This is a genomic window from Paenibacillus mucilaginosus 3016, assembly GCF_000250655.1.
Lineage (GTDB): Bacteria > Bacillota > Bacilli > Paenibacillales > NBRC-103111 > Paenibacillus_G > Paenibacillus_G mucilaginosus.
Genome location: NC_016935.1, coordinates 22,913 through 42,742, shown reverse-complemented (window position 1 = coordinate 42,742; position 19,830 = coordinate 22,913). Strand labels below are relative to the sequence as shown.

Below are 19,830 nucleotides of genomic sequence, written 5' to 3'. Positions count from 1 at the left end.
CAATCGGTCTCTCCTCTCGCCTTTCACACACTCTTACTTCGTACCGAACAGCCGGTCTCCAGCATCCCCGAGACCCGGTACAATGTAACCGTGGTCATTCAAATGGTCGTCGATGGCGGCCACATACAGATCTACGTCCGGGTGGGCCTCCTGAACGGCCTGTACCCCTTCCGGCGCAGCAATCAGACACATCAGCTTCATCTGGGTACAGCCCCGCTTCTTCAGCGCCGTGATGGCGGCATTCGCCGAACCGCCCGTAGCCAGCATCGGGTCAATCACGATGAGCTCCCGTTCAAGCACATCCGTCGGCAGCTTCGCGTAATACTCCACGGGCTCCAGCGTCTCCGGGTCGCGGTACAGGCCGATATGCCCTACCTTCGCGGCCGGCACGAGCTTCAGGATCCCGTCCACCATGCCGAGACCAGCACGCAGAATCGGGATCAACCCCAGCATGCGGCCGGAGATCACGCGGCATTCGGCCATCGTAACCGGCGTTTTGACCTGCACTTTCTCAAGCGGGATATCTCTGGTAATCTCATAGGCCATCAGCGTGGCCACTTCATCGACCAGCTCCCGGAAGTCCTTTGTGGTCGTGTTCTCATCCCTTATGTAGGTCAGCTTGTGCTGAATCAGCGGATGATCACAAATGTAAACTTTTCCCATACCTGCTTCTCCCTATCTTCACCAAAATCACTAAGCGGCAATCTTACTCTGTCGATTCCTTGGGTCCTGCGCCAAATCTTGTCTATTATACCACAACCGCCAGCAGTTATCCCAGCAGCGATATTGCACCCACAGATGTGCCACGTGGAACAAAAAAAGCCGGCGTTTCCCCCGAAGGGGATTCGCCGGCGTAAGCCGATTTCTGTCTTAGTAGCCAAGACCCGCATACAGCGGGAACTGTGCCGTGAGGTCTTTGACCATGCCGCGAACCTTCTCGTGAACCGCTTCGTCGGAAGGGTTCTTGAGGGTAAGGGAGATGATCTTCGCGATGGTTTTCATCGCTTCCTGGTCCATGCCGCGGGAAGTTGCGGCAGGCGTACCAACACGGATCCCGCTCGTCACGAATGGGGAAGTAGGGTCGAACGGAATCGCATTCTTGTTGACCGTTACGCCGACTTCGTCGAGCAGATGCTCGGCGTCTTTGCCGCTGATGTTGAGGTTGCGCAGGTCGATCAGCATCAGGTGGTTGTCCGTACCGCCGGATACGAGGTTGATGCCTTCCGCCGTCAGGGCTTCCGCCAGCGCCTTCGCGTTGTCTACCACGTTCTGCGCATAGGTCTTGAACTCCGGCTGGAGTGCTTCACCGAAGGCTACGGCTTTGGCCGCGATCACGTGCATCAGTGGACCGCCCTGGGAGCCTGGGAAGACCGCTTTGTCGATCGCAGCCGCCCAAGGCTTGCGGCACAGGATCATACCGCCGCGAGGTCCGCGGAGCGTCTTGTGTGTCGTTGTCGTTACGAAGTGGGCGTACGGCACCGGATTCGGGTGCAGGCCTGCCGCGACGAGACCGGCGATATGAGCCATATCGACCATGAACAGAGCGCCCACGTCATTGGCGATGGAAGCAAGTGCTTCGAAGTCAATCGTCCGAGGGTAGGCGGATGCGCCGGCTACGATCAGGCGTGGCTTGTGCTTGAACGCCGCTTTGCGGACATCATCATAATCGATGCGGGAATCCTTCTCCGATACGCCATAAGCGACGAAGTTGTACAGAATGCCGGACGCGTTCACCGGGGAACCGTGCGTCAGGTGGCCGCCATGGGCCAGGTTCATGCCCAGGATCGTTTCGCCCGGCTTCACTGCAGCCAGGTAGACCGCCATGTTGGCTTGTGCGCCGGAATGCGGCTGCACGTTCGCATGCTCGGCGCCGAACAGTTCTTTCGCGCGGTCGCGTGCGATATCTTCCACGATGTCGACGTACTCACAGCCGCCATAGTAGCGCTTGTGCGGGTAGCCTTCGGCGTACTTGTTCGTCAGTACGGTGCCCATCGCCTGCAGCACCGCTTCGGAGACGAAGTTCTCGGAAGCGATCAGTTCGATTTTGTCACGCTGGCGGCCGAGCTCGAGGTTCATCGCCTCGACGATTTTGGGGTCTTGTTTGCGCAGTTGTTCCATGGTGAAATTCCTCCCTAATTTGGTTTTCAACAATCCAATTCGCCTCATACCGATACAACCATAACAGCCATTACAGTATCTATAAATTCAGCACCGAAAAAACCGGTTAGCTGCAGTTGTCGTTCACCTGCGGGGCTTCCGCCGTGTAGATCGCTCTCGCTCCGCCGATCAGCTTCGGCCGGGTGAAGGCCATCGTCACATGCGCATCGCCGAGCTGCCGGATCGTAGGCCTGACAGGCACCGCCACGCGCTTCAGATGCATGCCGATCATCGTATCGCCGATATCGATCCCCGCATGCGCCTGTACGGTCTCGACCACCACCGCCTGAGGCAGCTGCCTGAATGCGTGGGCCGCCATCGATCCGCCTGCACGCGGTGCCGGCACAACGCTGACTTCCTCAAGTCCATACCGCTCGGCGGCCTCCCGCTCCAGGACAAGCGCCCGGTTCAGGTGCTCACAGCATTGGTAGACCGGGTAGAACCCGGCTTCCTCCCGGACCGCTTCCACGGCCTCGAATATCCGCTGGGCCACTTCCCCGCTCCCCGCCGTGCCGATCCGGTGCCCGAGCACTTCACTGGTGCTTGTCCCGATCACCAGCAGCTGCCCGGGCTTCACGCCGCCCGCCTGAACCAGCTCCCTAAGAATCTGTTCCACCTGCGGGCGCAGGCCGGTCAGAAGGGATGCTCCGCCATCTTCCTGCACTGCCGAATGCTCCACTGTCATCTGATCCCGTCCTTTCTCTCGTGCGGACCGCCGGTTAGGCCTTACGGATGCAGAGCGTACTTCTCTTCGATCGCTCTCACCTTATCCAGGCGCTTCTGGTGGCGTTCGCCCTGCGAGAAATCCGTCTCGAGCCAGATCTTCACGATCTCCTGTGCTACACCCGGACCGACTACACGCTCACCGAGCGTAAGCACGTTCGTATCGTTGTGCTCCCGGGTCGCCTTGGCCGTGAACAGGTCGTGCACCAGAGCGCAGCGGATTCCCGGTACCTTGTTGGCGGCGATCGTCATGCCGATGCCGGTCCCGCAGATCAGAATACCCTTATCCGCTTCGCCCGATACCACTTTCTCACACACTTCAATCGCATAGTCCGGATAGTCCACCGAATCGCCGCAGGAGCATCCGAAATCCTCCACCTCATGGCCCAGCGATTCCAGGAACGGCTTCAGTTCGTCCTTCAGCCGGTATCCCGCGTGGTCTGCACCCATTGCAATTTTCATCCTCCGTCGCCTCCTCGCTTTGATCCCATCTATTATACCGCACTCCCGCCGCAAAAAGAAAAAGAGCCGGACGCACGCGGAAATCCCGCTCTATGCGCAGCTCTTTGCCCAGGCGACCGGCCGTATGTCCCGATGCTCCACTGTGGTTGATCCCACTCGTCGCCAGTTACATCGGGGTCCTTCATTTCTATTCCCATCATAGCGTAAACCGCTGGTGGCTGTAAAGTCCATTTTGGAGGCAGGATCCGCTGCCTCCGCCTGCCCGTTTCCCTAGGATCCCGCCGGATTATTGGCCGGACTTCAGTTTGGCGGCCAGCTTGCGCAAACAGTCCTCAATCTCCTCCGCGCAGGCTTCATAGACGCGGAGAGGTCCCCCGAACGGGTCCGCGATATCAGGACTTGGCAGCTCATCCTGCAGCATACGGACCCGCGTGCGCTCCTCTTCGGTAATCTCGCCGGAGAGCGCCTGCTTGAGCTGCAGTTCGGTCACGAGGCTTTCCACTTCCGCGAGCTTGCCGGCCGATGCCGCATCGTCCTGCACATACTCCTTGAGCGTATGCACTTTGCCACGGCCTCCGGATACAGCTGGATCGTGTGCCGCTTGTGGCTGGAGGTCATCGTCAGAATGAGATCGGCCCATTCGACGGCCGACGCGTTCAGGTAGGTGGAGGCGGAAGGCGCAGGACAGCCTTTCGCAGCGAGCACGGAAGCCGCGTGGTCCGATGCCGGCGTTCCCACCATCGCCGCCACGCCGGCAGAGCGCACCTCCAGCCCGGTCAGTCCTTCATCGGCTGCAATCCGGCGCATCAGCCCTTCCGCCATCGGGCTTCGGCACGTATTGCCTGTACAAACGAACAAAATCCGCTTCATGCGTCTCCCCGCCTTTTTCGTCTATTGTCAGAGGTTGAATTCGGCAGCAAAAACCCGTTCTCCTCTTATTGTACCTCAAAACGGTGCAACATCCAAAAGGGCGCACCTGACGCCTGTCGTTCCCGGGGGCGGGTCACAACAGAAACTTCAGGCCGAAGGCCATCAGGATCACGCCTCCCAGCATCTCCCCGTATTCCCCGATCCATTCACCCACATGCCGGCCAAGCAGCAGACCGATGACCGACATCAGCCCGCCGGCCGCACCGAACATCCCCACGGTAAGCAGGACATCGCCGGCGAACATGCCAAGCGACACGCCTACGGAGAAAGCGTCGATGCTGACACTCAAGGAGAACAGCAGCAGCCCCACGAAGGACCGGTGATCGTAGGAACGCTCCTCCCCCGGGTGCAGGGAGCTGTAAATCATATGCCCGCCCAAGAGGAGCAGGAGCAGGCCGCCGCACATCGTAGCCACCTTGCCGAGAAGCACCGAGATGTACCCGCCCATCCACATTCCTGCCAAGGGCATCAGAACGTGAAAGAGCGCCGTAACGGCACTCACTTTTAAAATATCCAGCTTGCGGATGCCTTTCATGCCTAGTCCGAGTCCTAATGAGAGCGCATCAAGCCCAAGCGCCAGGGCCATCAGCCCGATCGAAACGAATTGAGCCCACATGAGAGGCGATGACCATGCCATGCTTCCCCTACCCCCTGTCCCTATTCCTAACCATCCTATGCGGACAAGGGGGGATTCATGACATGCGGCGGACGGGCTGTGTGCTCCAAGGAAGACCTCCGCTATACGGTCCGGATGTTGCCCCCGGATGCCTTGCGCAGGCGGTTCATGACGGCCTGTCCGATACCGGCCGCCGGACAGGCCTCGGCAGCGATGAACGACACGCCGGCTTCGTCGAAGCTCCGCAGGGCCGCATACAGCTCCCGGGCAACGGAAGCCGGGTCATCGAGTCTGCCGCAAACCGCGACATGGTCGGCAGCAAAAAGATGGGCGTGCTCGGCGTAAGTGAAGACGCCCGTGCGTTCGCCCCGCTGCTTGGCCGCATCGAGCTCCGCCCGGATGCGCTCCTGAACCGCGGCCGGGTCCTCCCCCTGCACAAGCAGCATGGCCCCCTGAGGCGCGTAGTGGGCATACTTCATGCCTGGCGCGCGAGGGGCTTCCGGCTCCGGCAGACTCTCCGCTTCCAGGCCGGCCGATGCGCCCACCACGGGAACATCCGGCAGCACCGCCTGCAGCTGGGCCTGCGTGACGCCGCCCGGGCGCAGAATATGCAGCGCACCGCCGGCATATTCCGCTACAGTCGACTCCAGGCCTACCCCGGCCTCCCCGCCGTCGACCACCCCGCCGATCCGGCCGCCGAGGTCTTCGAGCACATGAGACGCCCGGGTCGGGCTCGGCCGGCCGGAACGGTTCGCACTCGGAGCCGCCACCGGACAGCCGGCCGCGGCGATCAGCGCCAGTGCCACCGGATGGTCCGGCATCCGCACCCCTACCGTGGACAGGCCCGCCGTGACCAGCGGTGACAGTACCCCGGGGCGCGCCGGCAGCACGACCGTCAGCGGCCCCGGCCAGAACGCATCGAGCAAACGCGAAACGGCCTCCTCCGGCGGAGCCGTAAGCTCCTCCAGCTGAGACCGGTCAGCGATATGCACGATGAGCGGATTGTCGGAAGGCCGGCCCTTGGCCGCGAATACGGCGGCCACCGCTTCCGTGCTCCGGGCGTCGGCGCCGAGGCCGTAGACGGTCTCCGTAGGGAAAGCTACCGTCCCGCCCTTCTTTAGAAGGGAGGCGGGCTCGGCTAGTGTCTCGGGGGCCGCCTCTTCCGCAGTGACTTTCCATTGTTTCGTTGTCATCGACATCATCCCACTCTATTTTCTCCGGAATGGGGCTGTGCACGGGGTCCGAACACTAGAACACTCGGCCGCTCAAGCCCTCCGGGTGAAGATTAGGCAAACCACGTTCCGATCTTCTGCAGCAGATCCCACAGGAAGAAACGCACTTCGGGCTTGGCCGCAGTTGCGGCCGTCCGTTCGCCCTCCGCTTTCTTTTCCGCTTCAGCCGGCTTGGCTCCCTTGCGGGATTCCGCCGATGCTTCATCGGCATTGTTCTCCGGTGCTTCTTCCGCACCGGCCGCTTGCGCCGTGTTCTCCGGCTTCACGACCATTTCGGAATCGATGAAGCACAGGGGCGGGAACAGCACGCACCACCAGTTCTGTCCTTCGGCTTCCCCGATGGACACGCGCAAAGCTTCATACTCGCCGGCCGGATATACTTCATTGCCGTACATTTTCGTTGGAAAAGGAACCGTACCGAGCTCCACGTTATAGGCGTAATCAAATCCATTCTTCCGGAGGGTGCTGCCTACCACCTCACTCAGCTCGGGGAGATGGGCGCGGACCGCTTCGCGTGCTTCCTCGATCCCCTTCGGCTGCTCCACCCAGCCTTCCATCTCGGCCACAATGGCATCTCGCACTTCACGCTTGATCCACTGGTCGGCGGGGGCATCGGAGTTGGCCAGAATGCGCAGCCGGATGGATTCCTGCGGAATCGATTGTCCGTTTGCTTCGCCGCCTGTCTCAGCCGCAGCTGCGGTAACGAGCATGACATTGGAGCGGTTCGACTCCCAGCACATCATCATCACCATAAAGGCGAACAGCAGATATCCATACCGTTTCCACGACACCCGTTTGACCATTGTAAGCAGCCCCTCTCGGAATCTATGACTCTATAAACTATAAGTTCTAGTAGTCAGTATGACCCGGTTGAGAGAGTTTATACATCTTGCACAGCAAACTTAGGATAGAGAATCAGCCGCCATCCTTCTACTGCGGAATGGCGGCTGATCTGCGGTGCCCTATGCTAGCTTCCCCTGCCGCTGCGGTAAGCGACCACATGCCGCTCGATGCCGGCAAGATCCGGCACGATGAGTACACCGTCCCAGTCGGCCGCCGCCTCGAGCAGCCGCCGCACTTCCGGGGCCTGCCCCTGGCCTACCTCGAAGCCGACCAGCCGCGGCACCGCCGGCAGCTCGAGCAGCTGCTGCGTCAGCCGCCGGTACGGCTCCAGGCCGTCGGGGCCGCCGTAGAGCGCGGTCCGCGGCTCGTACAGCCGCACCTCCGGCTGCAGGCCCGCCTCATCCGAATCCGGAATATACGGCGGATTCGAAACGACCAGATCGAGCGCGATGCCCTGCTCGATCCACGGGAGGAGCAGATCCCCTTCCACGAAGGTGATCCGCTCCTCGGCCCCGTGGCGCACGGCATTGGCCTGCGCCACATCCAGCGCCGCGCGCGAGATGTCCGAGGCCATCAGGCGCCAGGAAGGGCACTGCGACGCCAGCGTCACCGCGATGGCGCCGCTGCCCGTCCCCACATCGGCTGCAAGCGGACCTTCCCCGCCCTCACCGGGGCCCATCCACAGCTGCCGGCCGAGCCGGATTACGGCCTCGACCAGCAGCTCCGTCTCCGGCCGCGGGATCAGCACGGCCGGCGTCACCGTATAGGGGAGCCCGTAGAACTCCTGCTCCCCGATGATGTACTGCGCCGGCTCGCCCGCCGCCTTGCGCTCCAGTACGCGCTGCCACAGCGCCTCCCGCTCCGGCGGGAACGGCTCCGGCCAGCGGAGCAAGAGCCCGCTCCGGCTCTCGCCGAGCACATAGGCGAGCAGCAGCTCGCTGTTGGACTCGGGCTCGCGCACGCCCTGCGCCGCCAAAAAAGAAGAAGCCTCGGTATAGGCTTCACGTATGGTTCTTCGCCGTTCATCAGGCACCGGCGTATTCTCCTTTTTCCATCTGCTCCGTCTGAGCGGCGATCGTCAGGGCCGAGACAATCTCTTCCATGTCGCCGTTCATGATGGCATCCAGACGGTGCAGCGTGAGGCCGATCCGGTGATCGGTCACACGGCTCTGCGGGAAGTTGTAGGTGCGGATCCGCTCGGAACGGTCGCCTGTACCCACCTTGCTTTTCCGCTCGGCACCGTACTTCTCCATCTCTTCCTGCTGCGCTTTATCAAAGATCCGGGCCCGCAGCACCTGCAGCGCCTTCTCTTTGTTCGAGTTCTGCGATTTGCCGTCCTGACACGTCGCCACGATCCCCGTCGGGATATGCGTCACGCGCACCGCCGACTTCGTCGTATTGACGGACTGCCCGCCGGCACCGCTCGAACAGAACGTATCGACGCGGATATCGTTATCGTGAATCTCGATGTCGAACTCTTCCATCTCGGGCATCACGGACACCGTCGACGTTGAGGTATGAATCCGGCCGCCCGATTCCGTCGCCGGAATCCGCTGTACGCGGTGCGCGCCGCTCTCAAACTTCAGTTTGCTGTAAGCGCCCTTGCCGTTGACCATGAAGATGATCTCCTTGAAGCCGCCAAGGTCGTTCATGCTCACGTCCATCACATCGATCTTCCAGCCCTGGGTATCCGCATATTTGGAATACATGCGGTACAGGTCGGCTGCGAACAGCGCCGCCTCGTCTCCGCCGGCCGCGCCGCGGATCTCGACGATGACGTTCTTGTCGTCGTTCGGATCCTTCGGCATCATCAGCACCTTGATGCGCTCTTCCAGCTCGGTCTTGCGCTCCGTCAGCTCTTCCAGCTCCATTTTGACGAGTTCTTTCATCTCGTCGTCGAGCTTCTCGTTCTGCATGGCGCGGGCAGACTCGTACTGCTCCGATACGCTCTTGTATTCCATATAGGCATCATACGTTTCCTGCAGGTCGGACTGCTCTTTCGAGAACTCCCGCAGCTTCTTGGAGTCGCCCGCGACATCAGGGTCGCAGAGCAGCTCGCTCAATTTCTCATAACGGTCCGCCAGCGCTTGTAGCCGGTCCAGCATCGTCGTTCACCCTTTCCCTTCATTTCCGTTTCTTCGTATCCGTGCCCTTGGCATCCTACTGACTGTTTCCTGCTGTCTGCTCCGCCGCCTTGATGTCCCGGAGGCTAAGGCGGCTCCACCCTCATGAAGTCCGGCTGCCGCGGGCCCAGCTATACGTTGAAACGGAAATGCATGACGTCGCCGTCCTGCACCACGTACTCTTTGCCTTCGAGGCGCAGCAGCCCTTTTTCTTTCGCCGCGTTCATGGAGCCGGAATTCGTAAGATCTTCGTAGCCGACAACCTCCGCACGGATAAACCCGCGCTCGAAGTCGGTATGGATGACCCCTGCCGCCTGAGGAGCCTTCATCCCCTTGCGGATCGTCCAGGCGCGCACTTCCTGCACACCTGCCGTGAAGTACGTATACAGTCCAAGCAGCTTGTAAGCCGCTTTGATCAGACGGCCGAGGCCGGATTCCTGCAGGCCGAGCTCCTCGAGGAACATCGCCTTGTCTTCGCCTTCGAGCTCTGCAATCTCGGCCTCTACTTTGGCCGAGATCGGCACGACTTCCGCATTCTCGGCAGCCGCATATTCGCGCACCTTCTGCACGTACGGGTTATCGTCGCTGTTCGCCACTTCCGCCTCGCTGACGTTCGCCGCATAGAGGACCGGCTTCATCGTGAGCAGGTGCAGGTCGCGGATCAGCAGCTTTTCTTCATCGGTGAGGTCGAGGCTGCGGGCCGGCTTGTCGTTGTAGAGCGCTTCTTTGACTTTCTCGAGCGTCTCGACTTCCTGGGCCACCTTCTTGTCGCCGCCCTTGAGGTTTTTGCGGGAGCGCTCGATCTTCCGGTCGACGGAGTCGACGTCGGCGAGGATCAGCTCCAGGTTGATCGTCTCGATGTCGCTGATCGGATCCACCTTGCCGGAGACGTGCGTGATGTTCTCGTCCTGGAAACAGCGGACGACGTGCACGATCGCATCGACTTCGCGGATATGCGAGAGGAACTTGTTGCCGAGGCCTTCGCCCTTGCTCGCGCCCTTGACGATACCGGCAATATCGATGAATTCAAAAGCCGTCGGCACGATACGGTTCGGCGTCACGATCTTCGCAAGGCCCTCCAGACGCTCGTCCGGCACTTCCACTACACCGACGTTCGGATCTATAGTACAAAACGGGTAGTTCGCTGATTCTGCCCCAGCTTGTGTTATCGCATTAAATAACGTGGACTTTCCTACGTTCGGCAGCCCGACGATTCCTGCTTTCAAAGCCATATCAAGGACAACTCCTATCCGGTATTCCGCTTAGATTCTGACATTCTATTATAGCTTATTATTAGCCATTTTGTCACGCAGTTACACTTTTTGGTACCCGAGGTTATGTAAAAAGCCGGTCCCCGCCCGTGCGAAGCCGGCTTGATCGCGGGCAAATCCCTGTCAGATCCGCCCTCCCTCTTATTCTTCCGGCTGCCCCGAGATCCGCCGCAGCTCGTTGGCCAGCCGGTTCACCTCGGTCCGGCTTTCCTCATCCTCCGCGGCGTAGTAGATCGCGGACAGGAAGCTGATCAGCTTGTTCGCATCCTCCGGCGAGATCAGCACCTGGGGCTTCGGGGGCGTAACGATCGTGCAGGCCTTCAGCTCGTCAGCCACATCCTGTACGAAATTCGCAAACGATTTGCCGAGCAGCCGCAGGGGCGTCTGCGGATCGCTGCGCCGTGCCGGGTCGAGGATGTAATGTCCTGTAATGTCCGTCAGCGGATTCAGTCCGTACCGGTAGCAGGCATAGGCGAAGACCCATACGTACCGCTTGTAGGACTCCGTGAGATTGATGCTCCCGCCGTAGCACAGCTCCACCGCACCGGCCGTGTCGTTGGCATCGGTGCCGTAGCGCGCGTTATCGCTCGTCACGTTGTAGATCACATGATAGGCTTTCTCCGCCGCCCCCGTCAGCAGGGGGATGCACTCGATGATCTGCTGGTCGTCGACGAACAAATGAGCGGAGGAGGCCATATCGTTCCTTGTCCGCTCATAATACGCCACGTTCGCCGCTGCCGTCGAGCTCGGATTGCCCGTATCATGGGCAACCATGAACCGGCAGCGTGCCAAAGGAAGCTTCGGCCTTCTCTGGCTGGGTCCGGTCAAGTAACGCGGAATGATCTCGTACTTCATCAAAAACGCCACGTTCCTCACCACCTCTTCTTCTTTCTTACAGCATATGCTGCAAGGAGGTGGACGGTACGCGGCGCATACGTCGGCTGTTATAAGATTGTCCATACGACCCGCTTTGTTCCTTGGGAGGCGAAGCCGGATTATTTAAAGATCCGCTTGGCCGACTCTTCCCGCTTCGTCCGGAAATGCGTCTCCACCTGCTTTTTCAAAACGTAAGCACGCAGAGAATTCGCTTTATCCTTGGCCAGATCGATGAACTGGGCCCCATAATAAAACTCCCCGTTCTCGGTCTTCTCGGTTCTGGCTATCTCCGCACGGCACGGCATTTCGAAACCGAGCTGCAGATGCAGATGCACTACGGCGCCTTTGCCGATACCCAGGTCTTCTCTGATCGTAAACCCGATCCCGCTGATGCTGATGTTATGCACGCTGAGCTCGATCTTGTCTTCGAGCAGCCGGTCGGTGCCGTCAGCCATCTGTACCGAGAGCACCCGGCCCTCTTCCTTCACGGTAATCCGGGGGTTTTCCCGCTTCTCGGCAAACAGGTTCCGGTTCTGCGGGGGATTGATGATAATCAGGGCACCGTGGTCCTTGGCCACCACGGTGGATTCGAACATATAGATCCCGCCCGGAGAATACACGGTAAGCTTCACCGTATCTCCGAGGTCGAATACTTTGTACTCCGACATTTCGATCTCCAGAATATCGCCTTCCGCAAAGCTCAGAATACCGGTAGATACGAAATTCGCCTTCTCAACGACCGTCCGGCTGTGAAGCAGGATGCCGCTGGGGCTGCGGTACTTCTCGTCCGTAAGACTGTAGGCTGATCTTGCTGCAGCCATCTTCATCATGGGGTTGCCACCTCTCGCATTGGATGTTTGTTCTGGATGTTGGGGAGCAGCCAAAGCAAAAAGGCCGACTCCATTCGCAAAGAGGGATCCGCCGTGTTGTTCGTGAGTCCATTCGGCGGCCAGGCTGTCATAGTCCCTGCAGGACCGTAGACCCTAAGCTTTGCGTCCCTGCCTTTCGGCAGGTTTGCCATGAAACGAATGTTTCTTATGATATGCATAGTTACTTAGCATCAGTTATTAGGCACTAATACCTATTCATACTCTTCATTATAGGTACGAATCCCTGATACATCAAGCCTTTTTTCGAGGATTTTTCCCGCCATTTATTCACATGTGTATAAACCATGTTAGTTATTCACATTGTTAAGGGCCTGTGGATAAGTTTGCTGGCCGGAGAGAGACTTGCTCTATCAAGCGCTTTTTTCTACAATGGACTGGGAAACGGATCGGATTATCCACAAATTTATCCACAGCGTGTTGACAAAGAATAACTTCTGACGGCACCCTGTCCACATCAGCAGAAATGAGAGGTTAGCAGCTATGGAGGAAGAACACGTACGCTTCATGCGTGCTGCGATCGAAGAAGCACGCAAAGCCGAGGCGATTCGGGAGGTGCCGATCGGGGCGGTCATCGTCCGTGAGGGGGAAATTATCGGCCGCGGCTATAACCGGCGGGAGACGGATAAAGATCCGCTGGCCCATGCGGAGCTGATCGCCATCCGCGAGGCGAGCGAGCATCTGGATGCCTGGCGGCTGCTGAACTGCCGCTTGTATGTAACGCTGGAGCCCTGCCCGATGTGTGCGGGCGCCATCGTCCAGTCCCGCATCGTGCAGGTGGTCTATGGAACCCATGACCCCAAGGCCGGATGTGCCGGCACCTTGATGAACCTGCTGCAGGAAGAACGGTTCAATCACCGGGTCGACGTGGTCAGCGGTATCCTTCAGGAGGAATGCGGCTCGATGCTGACCGATTTCTTCCGCAGGCTGAGAGGAAAAAATAAGCCGGGCGGTCACCAGTGAAGCCCCCATACCCCCATAGCCCGAAGGGGAGAGGACAAGCCGCTTGTCCCTCCCCTTCGTTGTCTATCTGGCCTTCTGGCGCAGCGGCCGGAGCCACATGACAGCCAGGCCCCCGGCTGCCAGCAGCGCAAGTACATACCAGCCGTACCGGGTCACTGCACGGGAGATGACCTCGATCGAGTCCCCGAAAAAATACCCCAGTACGAAATAAACCATCGTCCACAGCAGTCCCGTCAGGTACGAATAGAGGGCATAGGTCCGGTAGGACATGCCGTTGATGCCGACCAGGTAGGGGACGAGATGGCGGACGACGGGAAGAAAGTAGCTGAACACCAGCGTACCCGAACCGTATTTGTCGAGCATGGCATAGGACTTTTCGATATAAGGCTCCATGCTCTTCTTCTTTCGGAGCCGCTCCAGCACGGGAGGCCCCATGACCCGGCCGAGCACATATCCGAGGGTTAAGCCGGAGACAACGCCCACATACGTAATTACGAAGGCCGGAAGCGGGCTCAGCAGATGCAGCGCACCTACCATGCCGCCGGTCATCACCACAACCTCATCCGGAATGGGCATCCCCACGATGCCGAGCCACAGGGCGAAGAACAGCGCGAGGTAGCCGAACTGGTGAATGTAAGAGAGCAGCGTATCGATCGTGATGGTCTCCATCTCCTTTCGAGGGCGGCATGTCAGGCGGCCCCGTACTCTATCCAGATTTCCCGGAGAGCCCCTCTCCTAAACGCCGAAGAACCGTTCCGGTTAAGGAACGGTTCTCTCTCATTGGCCCTGCGCACTCTTCCGCACTCCCTCTTCTTACGGGGGCTTCCGTCACATCCGCCTGCCCTGCCCGTTACCACGGCTGCCCAGCAGCAGCCGGATGCCGCCACCGATGAGCAGCACCGAGACGACGAAGGTCTGAAAATACCGCTCGAACCAGTAGACGATTCTTTGCTGGGTCTCGGGGGTCACCCACAGGTCGAGCACCTGCAGCAGCACTTGATCGAACAGATAATAAATACCGAGACCGAGGAGTCCAATACCAATCCCGCGCTGATGGTGCAGGATCCACTCGACGACCGGGATATCCCGGAGCTCCTCCTTCTCCCATCGGGAGATATGCTGAAGGGCGTCGAAGAAGCTGAAGAACCACAGCAGGGGAATCAGGAACATGAAGAGGGAGAGCCGCAGCACATCCAGAATGTAGACCGCGAGCAGAAATCCCGCCATGAGCTGGAATCCCCTCTTCTGGAGGCCGAGATACATATGGCCCGCTCCGGGGAAGACGGAGAGGATCGCCGCCAGCGTGCGGTTCTTTCGCCCGGGTCCGCGCCACTCTTGAAAATCATCGAAAAACGTCCGGTCCAGCAGCGGCTCCCCGGCTTCCCGGCGCTTCAGAAGCTGTACGCAGTCGAACATGCAGTACAGCCAGACGATGGGGAGAACCCCGAGGAAGACGAAGAAATCGTCCTGACCGGTTAATGCTGCGAGGAACAGCGTCATTACAATGAAGCCGAAGAACACCGCCATGAAGGCCAGGCCCCGCTGCATCAGTCCGAGATGAAAGTGCCCCAGCCCCGGAATCAACGAAAGGAATACGGTAAAATAACGGTCGTTCGCCGCTGCAGGCGGGTAATCTTGAGATGCGTGTGTACGTCCTTCGTTTGCATGAGGACTTTGGAACGATTGCGGCCCCTCTTCGCTGTATACTCGTCCCGGATATGAAGAGGGCGGTCTCGTCGGATGGGAGGAAGTCAGAAGGGACACGATCATGTCCGCGAGGTTGATCAGCCCCACGGCAATGCCGCCCAGACACAGGAGTATGCCCAGTTCAGTCTCCCTGAATATCACGGCAGACAAGAACGACAGGAGTGCCAGTCCGAAAAATAAGATCCCATAAATCATCCCTTTGATGATTCTGCCCCTGTACAGGTGTCCGAGTCCCGGTATGAACGACAGCAGCAGAGCGGCCATCGGATGTTTTGTCGTGTTCATCGGTTATCCCCTCTTTCTCGTTTGGGCTCAATCCGGTCAAGCAGGCCGACCGTTTTTTCCATCCATCTTACGGAATAAGGCTCCGTCTCGGACGCCGGACGGGTAGAATCCGGAGGTGCCTGCTCCACGGCCGCCGAAACGCTGCCCAGCAAGAACTGGAAGGCGCCGGAGCTCATGAGCAGCATCGTGATGGCGGCGGCGGCTCCGTAATGGAACAGCGGATGCTGGAGCCAGAGCAGCCGGTGACGGCGGCTTCCGGTCTGTCCCACAATGGCGGGCGCAGCGGAACGATGCTCCAAATCCCACTGCTCCATCACCGATGCCTGCAGAGAGGCCGCATCCGGCTCCGGCAGCTCTTCAGCTAGCTCCTCCAGTGCCTCCAGATATAGCTCGAAACAGGATGCGCAGTCCTCTGCCAGGTGGGCATCACATACGTCTCTTTCTTCCGGAGCGAGGGTGCCCCTTATATAGTCGAGCCATGTTTCCCTTGGCATATGGTTCATTCCAGATCCTCCTCCCTCCATGCTTTGCGCATATACTGCTTGGCCCGGTAGAGCTTGGACTCCACCGTTTTGACCGCCACCTGCTGCTCGTCGGCAATCTGCTGGTAGCTCTTGTCCTCAAGATAGAACGCCACCACCACATCCCGGTACGCTCCCGGCAGCCGCTCGAGATTCTCCCTTACCCGTTCCCGGCGGTCCCTGCGAAGCACCTTTTCTTCCACGGGGCTGCCCGGGGACCGAGCAGCCGCCCCTATGGCTTCCCATTCCTCCGTCAGCTGCTCCCTCTTGCGGTCTTTCGAGCGTTTATAATCAATGGCCTTATGTACGGCGATCCGCGTCAGCCATGTCTTCAGTCCGCCATGCCGGTACTGGGGGAGGGAGCTGTAGATCTTCAGCAGCACTTCCTGCGTTACATCCTCGGCATCCCCGGCTGAATGCAGCACCGAGTAGACGGCTTTGTACAAGTCGGTTCCGTACCGCTCCACGAGCTCGCGGAACGCTTCCCGGTCCCCATCGATGATTCGAGCAATCCACGCTTCTTCGGTAATCGGTCTCCCCCTCCCTTCTCCACAAGCTATAGACGACCGCCGTGTCTCTTTTCACTGCAGCGAATGGCAAGAATTTTTTTCATGCTTGCTTAAGAAGGGTGTTCGCTTTTCTCCCGTAAGGCGGTGTGATATAATAACCCTTGGTTAGGATATCGCGTCCCCATAGCTCAACAGGATAGAGCAGTCCTCTCCTAAAGGACAGATAGTGGTTCGAGTCCTCTTGGGGACCCATTCTTCAGCTGCCGCCGACAGGTGCGCTTCTTCATGACTTCAAGGCCCTTACGGGCTTTTATTTTCTCCGCGGCTGCTGGCCGCCCGTATAGACGCGTCCCTTCAGAGGCACACTACGCGATGAACATCCTGCATCACATGCAGCCAAGTACATAACCGACACCATTGGCAAAAAGAGCCCGCATCCACGAATTTCCTTCGTGCCGCAGGCTCTTTTCTTTCATTGCGTCAGGACAAGCGGGCCGTCTTTCGTGATGGCCACCGTATGTTCGAACTGCGCCGAGAGGCTGCCGTCCATCGTCCGGGCGGTCCACCCGTCAAAATCGATGAACATCTCGTGCTTGCCCGCGTTCACCATCGGTTCGATCGTGAATACCATGCCTTCTTCCAGACGGAAGCCCCGTCCGGGCTTGCCGGCATGCGGGAAGGAAGGCTCCTCATGCATATTGCGGCCGATTCCGTGGGCGACCAGATCGCGTACGACGGAGAAGCCGTTACCTTCGGCATGCTTCTGAATGGCGCTGACGACGTCTCCGATCCGGTTGCCGATCAAGGCTTTGGAGATCCCCAGGTTCAGGCATTCCTTCGTCACGCGGACCAGCTTCTCGGCTTCCGGGGAGATGGTCCCGACCGCATACGTCTCACAGGTGTCGGCCATCCAGCCGTTATAGCAGCAGACGATATCGATCTTGACGATATCCCCGTTCACAAGCGGCTCCTTGCTCGGGAAGCCGTGGGCAATCACATCATTCACCGAGGCACAGGTCGCCGCAGGAAAGCCCTTGAAGCCCTTCGTCACCTGGCTCGCTCCGTGCTTAACGATGAAGGCTTCGGCAAAATCATTGATTTCCATCGTGGTGATGCCGGGCCGGACGATCTTGGCAATCTCCCGGTGACATGCGGCTAAGATCTGCCCGGCCTCTCGCATTTTGGCAATTTCTTCGGGTGTTTTAAGGATAATCATGGCTATTCACTCCTAGCTTTTCAAAGGCCGGATAAGGCCGTTGTCAACACCGATTGTACTCTATTGTACGCAGTTGCTTCAAAAACTTCCCATGTGGTAAGATGATCCACACTGAATTTTTGGATGCGGCTCAGCAGCATAAGGAGGTGCCGGACTTTGACACAAGACCCGGTTTGGCAGGAAGAGAAAAAGCGTCTCGGGCACGTACTGGAGCGGATTCAAGAGGAAATTAAGCGGACGGAGGCCCTGTCGGAGGAACGCCTCACCACGGTGGCGGAGGCGCGCAAGGATTTCTGGAGCGACATCTCCGTCAATCTCTCAAACCGAGACGATATTATGGAGACGTACGCGGCGATCACCCAGCAGTCCATGATGCTGGGCGGCCAGGAACGAAGCCTCCAGCATGCGGAAGACAACCGTTACCGGCTTCTCCGGATGTACAACTCTCCCTATTTCGGCCGGATTGACTTTACGGAAGACGGAACGGACGATACCCAGCAGATCTACATCGGAATCGGCTCCGTGCTGGACGAAGAGACACAGACGTACTGGGTGTACGACTGGCGTGCGCCGGTTTCTTCTCTCTTCTATGACTATCCGCCGGGGCCGGCAAGCTACAAGACCCCGGCAGGCACCATTGACGGGCAGCTGGAGCTCAAGCGGCAGTACATGATCCGCGGCGGGGAGCTCAAAGCGCTCTTCGATACCGGGGTCACGATCGGCGATGAGGTGCTGCAGGAGATCCTGGGCGGTCATGCGGATGACCGGATGAAGAGCATTGTGGCTACGATTCAAAGCGAGCAGAACCGCATTATCCGGGATGATACCCACCCCGTCCTGATCGTCCAGGGCGCCGCGGGCAGCGGCAAGACCTCCGTAGCCCTGCAGCGTGTCGCTTATCTTATGTACAAACACCGGCAGACGCTTCATGCCGATAATATGGTGCTGTTCAGCCCCAATGCGCTCTTCAACAGCTATGTTGCATCGGTTCTCCCCGAGCTCGGCGAGGCGAATATGCAGCAGACTACCTACCAGGAATATCTGCGCCTGCGTCTCTCTCGCCAGTTTGAGGTAGAGGATGCTTATGACCAGATCGAGACCCTGCTGGGTCTCTCGCCTGAAGACAGCGATTATGAGCTGCGTACGGCCAGTATCCGGTTCAAATCATCCCGTGCCTATATCGAGGTGATCGAGCGGTATGCGAAGCGCCTGGAGAAAGAAGGCATGCTCTTTCAAGACCTGATCTTCCGCGGCAGGGTACTCATCAGCCGGGAACGGATGGCTGAGGAATTTTACCGTCTGGATCCCGGCCTGAAGCTCAGCAACAAGCTGCACCTTCTGAAGGAATGGCTGCTGAAGGAATTGAAGGAGCTGGCCAAGCTGGAGCGCAGGAAATCGTGGGTTAAAAAGGAGATCGAGCTGCTCGATAAGGAAGACTACCAGAGAGCCTACAATGCCCTTCAGAAGCAGGCAGGCGAGCGGGAGGTAGCTTTTGACGATGCCCAGCAGGAAGCGCTGCTCCTGGCCAAATTCGTCGTCCACGAGAGGTTCAAGAGCCTGCGCAGCCGGATCAAGGCTCTTCGTTTCGTATCCGGCGCCCTGCTGTATAAGCAGATGCTCTCCGATGAATCCTGGACCGCTGATGATGCAACCCTTTCACTTCCCGGGGAGTGGGATGCGGTGCGCCTGTGGACGCTGGAGCGTATGGAAGCGGGGCAGCTGCCTTACGAAGATGCCACGCCTTTGCTGTACCTGACCGGGCTTATGGAAGGCTTCCATTCGTATAATGCGGTGCGTCATGTGCTGATCGACGAGGCCCAGGATTATTCGGCTTTCCAGCTGGCCTTCCTCCGCAGGCTGTTCCCCCGCGCGCGAATGACGCTGCTTGGGGATTTCAATCAGGCGATTTATGCGCATACGCATGGAGGTGGGGACACCGCCGATACGGGGTACGGGGTGGTCTACGATCTGTTCGGGAAGGATCAGGTGGAGCTGATCCGTCTCGTGAGAAGCTACCGCTCCACCCGCAATATTGTGGATTTCACGCTGAAGATCCTGCCGGCAGGTGAACCCGTGGAAGCCTTCAACCGAAGTGGAGAAGATCCCCGTATCCTTCAGGTGAAGGATACGGATGAGCTGCATCGCGTGATCGCTCAGGAGGTTGCCCGGCTGCGGGAGAAAGGGCAGCAGTCGATTGCGGTGATCTGCAAGACAGCATCTGAGGCCCGGTCCGCAAACGATGCGCTGTCTTCCTTACTGCAAACGGAACTCATTACCAAGGATACGCGGATTTTCCCCGAGGGAGTGCTTGTTCTTCCGGCTTACCTGGCTAAGGGGCTGGAGTTCGACGCCGTTATTGTCTATAACGCATCCGGCAAACGCTATGGCAACGATAATGAACGCAAGCTGCTCTATACGGCTTGTACGCGGGCTATGCACCAGCTGACGGTCTGTGCGGTTGGCAGCGTATCTCCACTGCTCGATTAACAGCTGCTCATCTAATATAAGC

The 19,830-nt window shown here is 59.0% G+C and carries 19 protein-coding genes, 1 tRNA gene, 1 pseudogene and 2 riboswitches; of the genes and pseudogenes, 3 read left to right on the top strand and 18 right to left on the bottom strand.

From position 1 onward, the window contains the following. Positions 1 to 33: 33 nt before the first annotated feature. The 13 genes and pseudogenes from upp to PM3016_RS00150 all read right to left on the bottom strand — a co-directional run bounded on the left by upp (position 34) and on the right by PM3016_RS00150 (position 12,063). Entirely contained in the window at positions 34 to 663 is a 630-nt protein-coding gene (upp, locus tag PM3016_RS00210) for a uracil phosphoribosyltransferase (RefSeq protein WP_013913861.1), read from the bottom strand. 207 nt (positions 664 to 870) lie between these two features. Continuing rightward, positions 871 to 2,118 carry a serine hydroxymethyltransferase gene (glyA, locus tag PM3016_RS00205; protein ID WP_014368080.1) on the bottom strand — a complete coding sequence of 416 codons (1,248 nt, stop codon included), beginning with the start codon at positions 2,116 to 2,118 and terminating at the stop codon, positions 871 to 873. Between the two features lie 106 nt (positions 2,119 to 2,224). Then, entirely contained in the window at positions 2,225 to 2,842 is a 618-nt protein-coding gene (locus PM3016_RS00200) for a TIGR01440 family protein (RefSeq protein WP_013913859.1), read from the bottom strand. A gap of 41 nt (positions 2,843 to 2,883) precedes the next feature. Beyond that, positions 2,884 to 3,342, bottom strand: a complete 459-nt coding sequence (rpiB, locus tag PM3016_RS00195) for a ribose 5-phosphate isomerase B (protein ID WP_013913858.1) — start codon at positions 3,340 to 3,342, stop codon at positions 2,884 to 2,886. A 99-nt stretch (positions 3,343 to 3,441) separates the two neighbouring features. Then, positions 3,442 to 3,522: riboswitch (ZMP/ZTP riboswitch) on the bottom strand. Positions 3,523 to 3,628: 106 nt separating this feature from the next. Further along, a pseudogene (locus tag PM3016_RS00190) lies at positions 3,629 to 4,212 on the bottom strand (low molecular weight protein arginine phosphatase). Between the two features lie 133 nt (positions 4,213 to 4,345). Beyond that, positions 4,346 to 4,909: a manganese efflux pump MntP gene (locus tag PM3016_RS00185; protein WP_014368079.1), complete on the bottom strand. Its 564-nt coding sequence runs from the start codon at positions 4,907 to 4,909 to the stop codon at positions 4,346 to 4,348. 101 nt (positions 4,910 to 5,010) lie between these two features. Then, complete coding sequence (locus PM3016_RS00180; RefSeq protein ID WP_041619005.1) at positions 5,011 to 6,090, bottom strand: L-threonylcarbamoyladenylate synthase; 1,080 nt, start codon at positions 6,088 to 6,090, stop codon at positions 5,011 to 5,013. Between the two features lie 83 nt (positions 6,091 to 6,173). Beyond that, complete coding sequence (gene spoIIR, locus PM3016_RS00175) at positions 6,174 to 6,923, bottom strand: stage II sporulation protein R (protein WP_013913854.1); 750 nt, start codon at positions 6,921 to 6,923, stop codon at positions 6,174 to 6,176. Between the two features lie 164 nt (positions 6,924 to 7,087). Next, entirely contained in the window at positions 7,088 to 7,996 is a 909-nt protein-coding gene (gene prmC, locus PM3016_RS00170) for a peptide chain release factor N(5)-glutamine methyltransferase (RefSeq protein WP_013913853.1), read from the bottom strand. After that, positions 7,989 to 9,068 carry a peptide chain release factor 1 gene (prfA, locus tag PM3016_RS00165; protein WP_013913852.1) on the bottom strand — a complete coding sequence of 360 codons (1,080 nt, stop codon included), beginning with the start codon at positions 9,066 to 9,068 and terminating at the stop codon, positions 7,989 to 7,991. Before prfA ends, prmC begins: the two co-directional genes overlap by 8 nt. Positions 9,069 to 9,217: 149 nt before the next feature. Further along, positions 9,218 to 10,318, bottom strand: coding sequence for a redox-regulated ATPase YchF (gene ychF / locus PM3016_RS00160; protein ID WP_013913851.1), 1,101 nt, complete (start codon positions 10,316 to 10,318; stop codon positions 9,218 to 9,220). Positions 10,319 to 10,498: 180 nt separating this feature from the next. Next, positions 10,499 to 11,224 carry a peptidoglycan recognition protein family protein gene (locus PM3016_RS00155; RefSeq protein ID WP_014368077.1) on the bottom strand — a complete coding sequence of 242 codons (726 nt, stop codon included), beginning with the start codon at positions 11,222 to 11,224 and terminating at the stop codon, positions 10,499 to 10,501. 128 nt (positions 11,225 to 11,352) lie between these two features. After that, positions 11,353 to 12,063, bottom strand: a complete 711-nt coding sequence (locus PM3016_RS00150) for a PilZ domain-containing protein (RefSeq protein WP_013913849.1) — start codon at positions 12,061 to 12,063, stop codon at positions 11,353 to 11,355. A 111-nt stretch (positions 12,064 to 12,174) separates the two neighbouring features. Further along, positions 12,175 to 12,262: riboswitch (cyclic di-GMP riboswitch) on the bottom strand. A 341-nt stretch (positions 12,263 to 12,603) separates the two neighbouring features. On the opposite strand from PM3016_RS00150, the gene tadA reads away from it, so the two are divergent. After that, the gene (gene tadA, locus PM3016_RS00145; RefSeq protein WP_013913848.1) at positions 12,604 to 13,083 is read left to right on the top strand and encodes a tRNA adenosine(34) deaminase TadA; all 480 of its coding nucleotides are present in this window, start codon (positions 12,604 to 12,606) and stop codon (positions 13,081 to 13,083) included. 63 nt (positions 13,084 to 13,146) lie between these two features. On the opposite strand, the gene PM3016_RS00140 is transcribed toward tadA, so the two are convergent. The 4 genes from PM3016_RS00140 to PM3016_RS00125 all read right to left on the bottom strand — a co-directional run bounded on the left by PM3016_RS00140 (position 13,147) and on the right by PM3016_RS00125 (position 16,096). Continuing rightward, positions 13,147 to 13,752, bottom strand: a complete 606-nt coding sequence (locus PM3016_RS00140) for a DedA family protein (RefSeq protein ID WP_014368076.1) — start codon at positions 13,750 to 13,752, stop codon at positions 13,147 to 13,149. A gap of 159 nt (positions 13,753 to 13,911) precedes the next feature. After that, a complete protein-coding gene (locus tag PM3016_RS00135; protein ID WP_014368075.1) occupies positions 13,912 to 15,075 on the bottom strand; it encodes a hypothetical protein in 1,164 nt (387 codons plus the stop codon). After that, the gene (locus PM3016_RS00130) at positions 15,072 to 15,578 is read right to left on the bottom strand and encodes a zf-HC2 domain-containing protein (protein ID WP_013913845.1); all 507 of its coding nucleotides are present in this window, start codon (positions 15,576 to 15,578) and stop codon (positions 15,072 to 15,074) included. Before PM3016_RS00130 ends, PM3016_RS00135 begins: the two co-directional genes overlap by 4 nt. Beyond that, positions 15,575 to 16,096 carry an RNA polymerase sigma factor gene (locus PM3016_RS00125; protein WP_274380011.1) on the bottom strand — a complete coding sequence of 174 codons (522 nt, stop codon included), beginning with the start codon at positions 16,094 to 16,096 and terminating at the stop codon, positions 15,575 to 15,577. The genes PM3016_RS00130 and PM3016_RS00125 overlap by 4 nt, the downstream gene beginning before the upstream one ends. A 186-nt stretch (positions 16,097 to 16,282) precedes the next feature. Between PM3016_RS00125 and PM3016_RS00120 the strand changes: the two genes are divergently transcribed. Then, positions 16,283 to 16,355 (top strand) — tRNA-Arg (locus PM3016_RS00120). Positions 16,356 to 16,577: 222 nt separating this feature from the next. On the opposite strand, the gene map is transcribed toward PM3016_RS00120, so the two are convergent. Continuing rightward, positions 16,578 to 17,321, bottom strand: coding sequence for a type I methionyl aminopeptidase (map, locus tag PM3016_RS00115; RefSeq protein ID WP_013913843.1), 744 nt, complete (start codon positions 17,319 to 17,321; stop codon positions 16,578 to 16,580). Positions 17,322 to 17,477: 156 nt separating this feature from the next. Between map and helD the strand changes: the two genes are divergently transcribed. Then, on the top strand, positions 17,478 to 19,808 hold the full coding sequence (gene helD / locus PM3016_RS00110; protein WP_013913841.1) for an RNA polymerase recycling motor HelD: 2,331 nt from the start codon (positions 17,478 to 17,480) through the stop codon (positions 19,806 to 19,808). Positions 19,809 to 19,830: the final 22 nt, after the last annotated feature.

Bases quoted from the DNA above. Each gene is read 5' to 3' on its own strand.
- upp (WP_013913861.1), bottom strand. From the start codon at position 663: ATGGGAAAAGTTTACATTTGTGATCATCCGCTGATTCAGCACAAGCTG.
- glyA (WP_014368080.1), bottom strand. From the start codon at position 2,118: ATGGAACAACTGCGCAAACAAGACCCCAAAATCGTCGAGGCGATGAAC.
- PM3016_RS00200 (WP_013913859.1), bottom strand. From the start codon at position 2,842: ATGACAGTGGAGCATTCGGCAGTGCAGGAAGATGGCGGAGCATCCCTT.
- rpiB (WP_013913858.1), bottom strand. From the start codon at position 3,342: ATGAAAATTGCAATGGGTGCAGACCACGCGGGATACCGGCTGAAGGAC.
- PM3016_RS00185 (WP_014368079.1), bottom strand. From the start codon at position 4,909: ATGGCATGGTCATCGCCTCTCATGTGGGCTCAATTCGTTTCGATCGGG.
- PM3016_RS00180 (WP_041619005.1), bottom strand. From the start codon at position 6,090: ATGATGTCGATGACAACGAAACAATGGAAAGTCACTGCGGAAGAGGCG.
- spoIIR (WP_013913854.1), bottom strand. From the start codon at position 6,923: ATGGTCAAACGGGTGTCGTGGAAACGGTATGGATATCTGCTGTTCGCC.
- prfA (WP_013913852.1), bottom strand. From the start codon at position 9,068: ATGCTGGACCGGCTACAAGCGCTGGCGGACCGTTATGAGAAATTGAGC.
- ychF (WP_013913851.1), bottom strand. From the start codon at position 10,318: ATGGCTTTGAAAGCAGGAATCGTCGGGCTGCCGAACGTAGGAAAGTCC.
- PM3016_RS00150 (WP_013913849.1), bottom strand. From the start codon at position 12,063: ATGATGAAGATGGCTGCAGCAAGATCAGCCTACAGTCTTACGGACGAG.
- tadA (WP_013913848.1), top strand. From the start codon at position 12,604: ATGGAGGAAGAACACGTACGCTTCATGCGTGCTGCGATCGAAGAAGCA.
- PM3016_RS00140 (WP_014368076.1), bottom strand. From the start codon at position 13,752: ATGGAGACCATCACGATCGATACGCTGCTCTCTTACATTCACCAGTTC.
- PM3016_RS00135 (WP_014368075.1), bottom strand. From the start codon at position 15,075: ATGAACACGACAAAACATCCGATGGCCGCTCTGCTGCTGTCGTTCATA.
- PM3016_RS00130 (WP_013913845.1), bottom strand. From the start codon at position 15,578: ATGAACCATATGCCAAGGGAAACATGGCTCGACTATATAAGGGGCACC.
- map (WP_013913843.1), bottom strand. From the start codon at position 17,321: ATGATTATCCTTAAAACACCCGAAGAAATTGCCAAAATGCGAGAGGCC.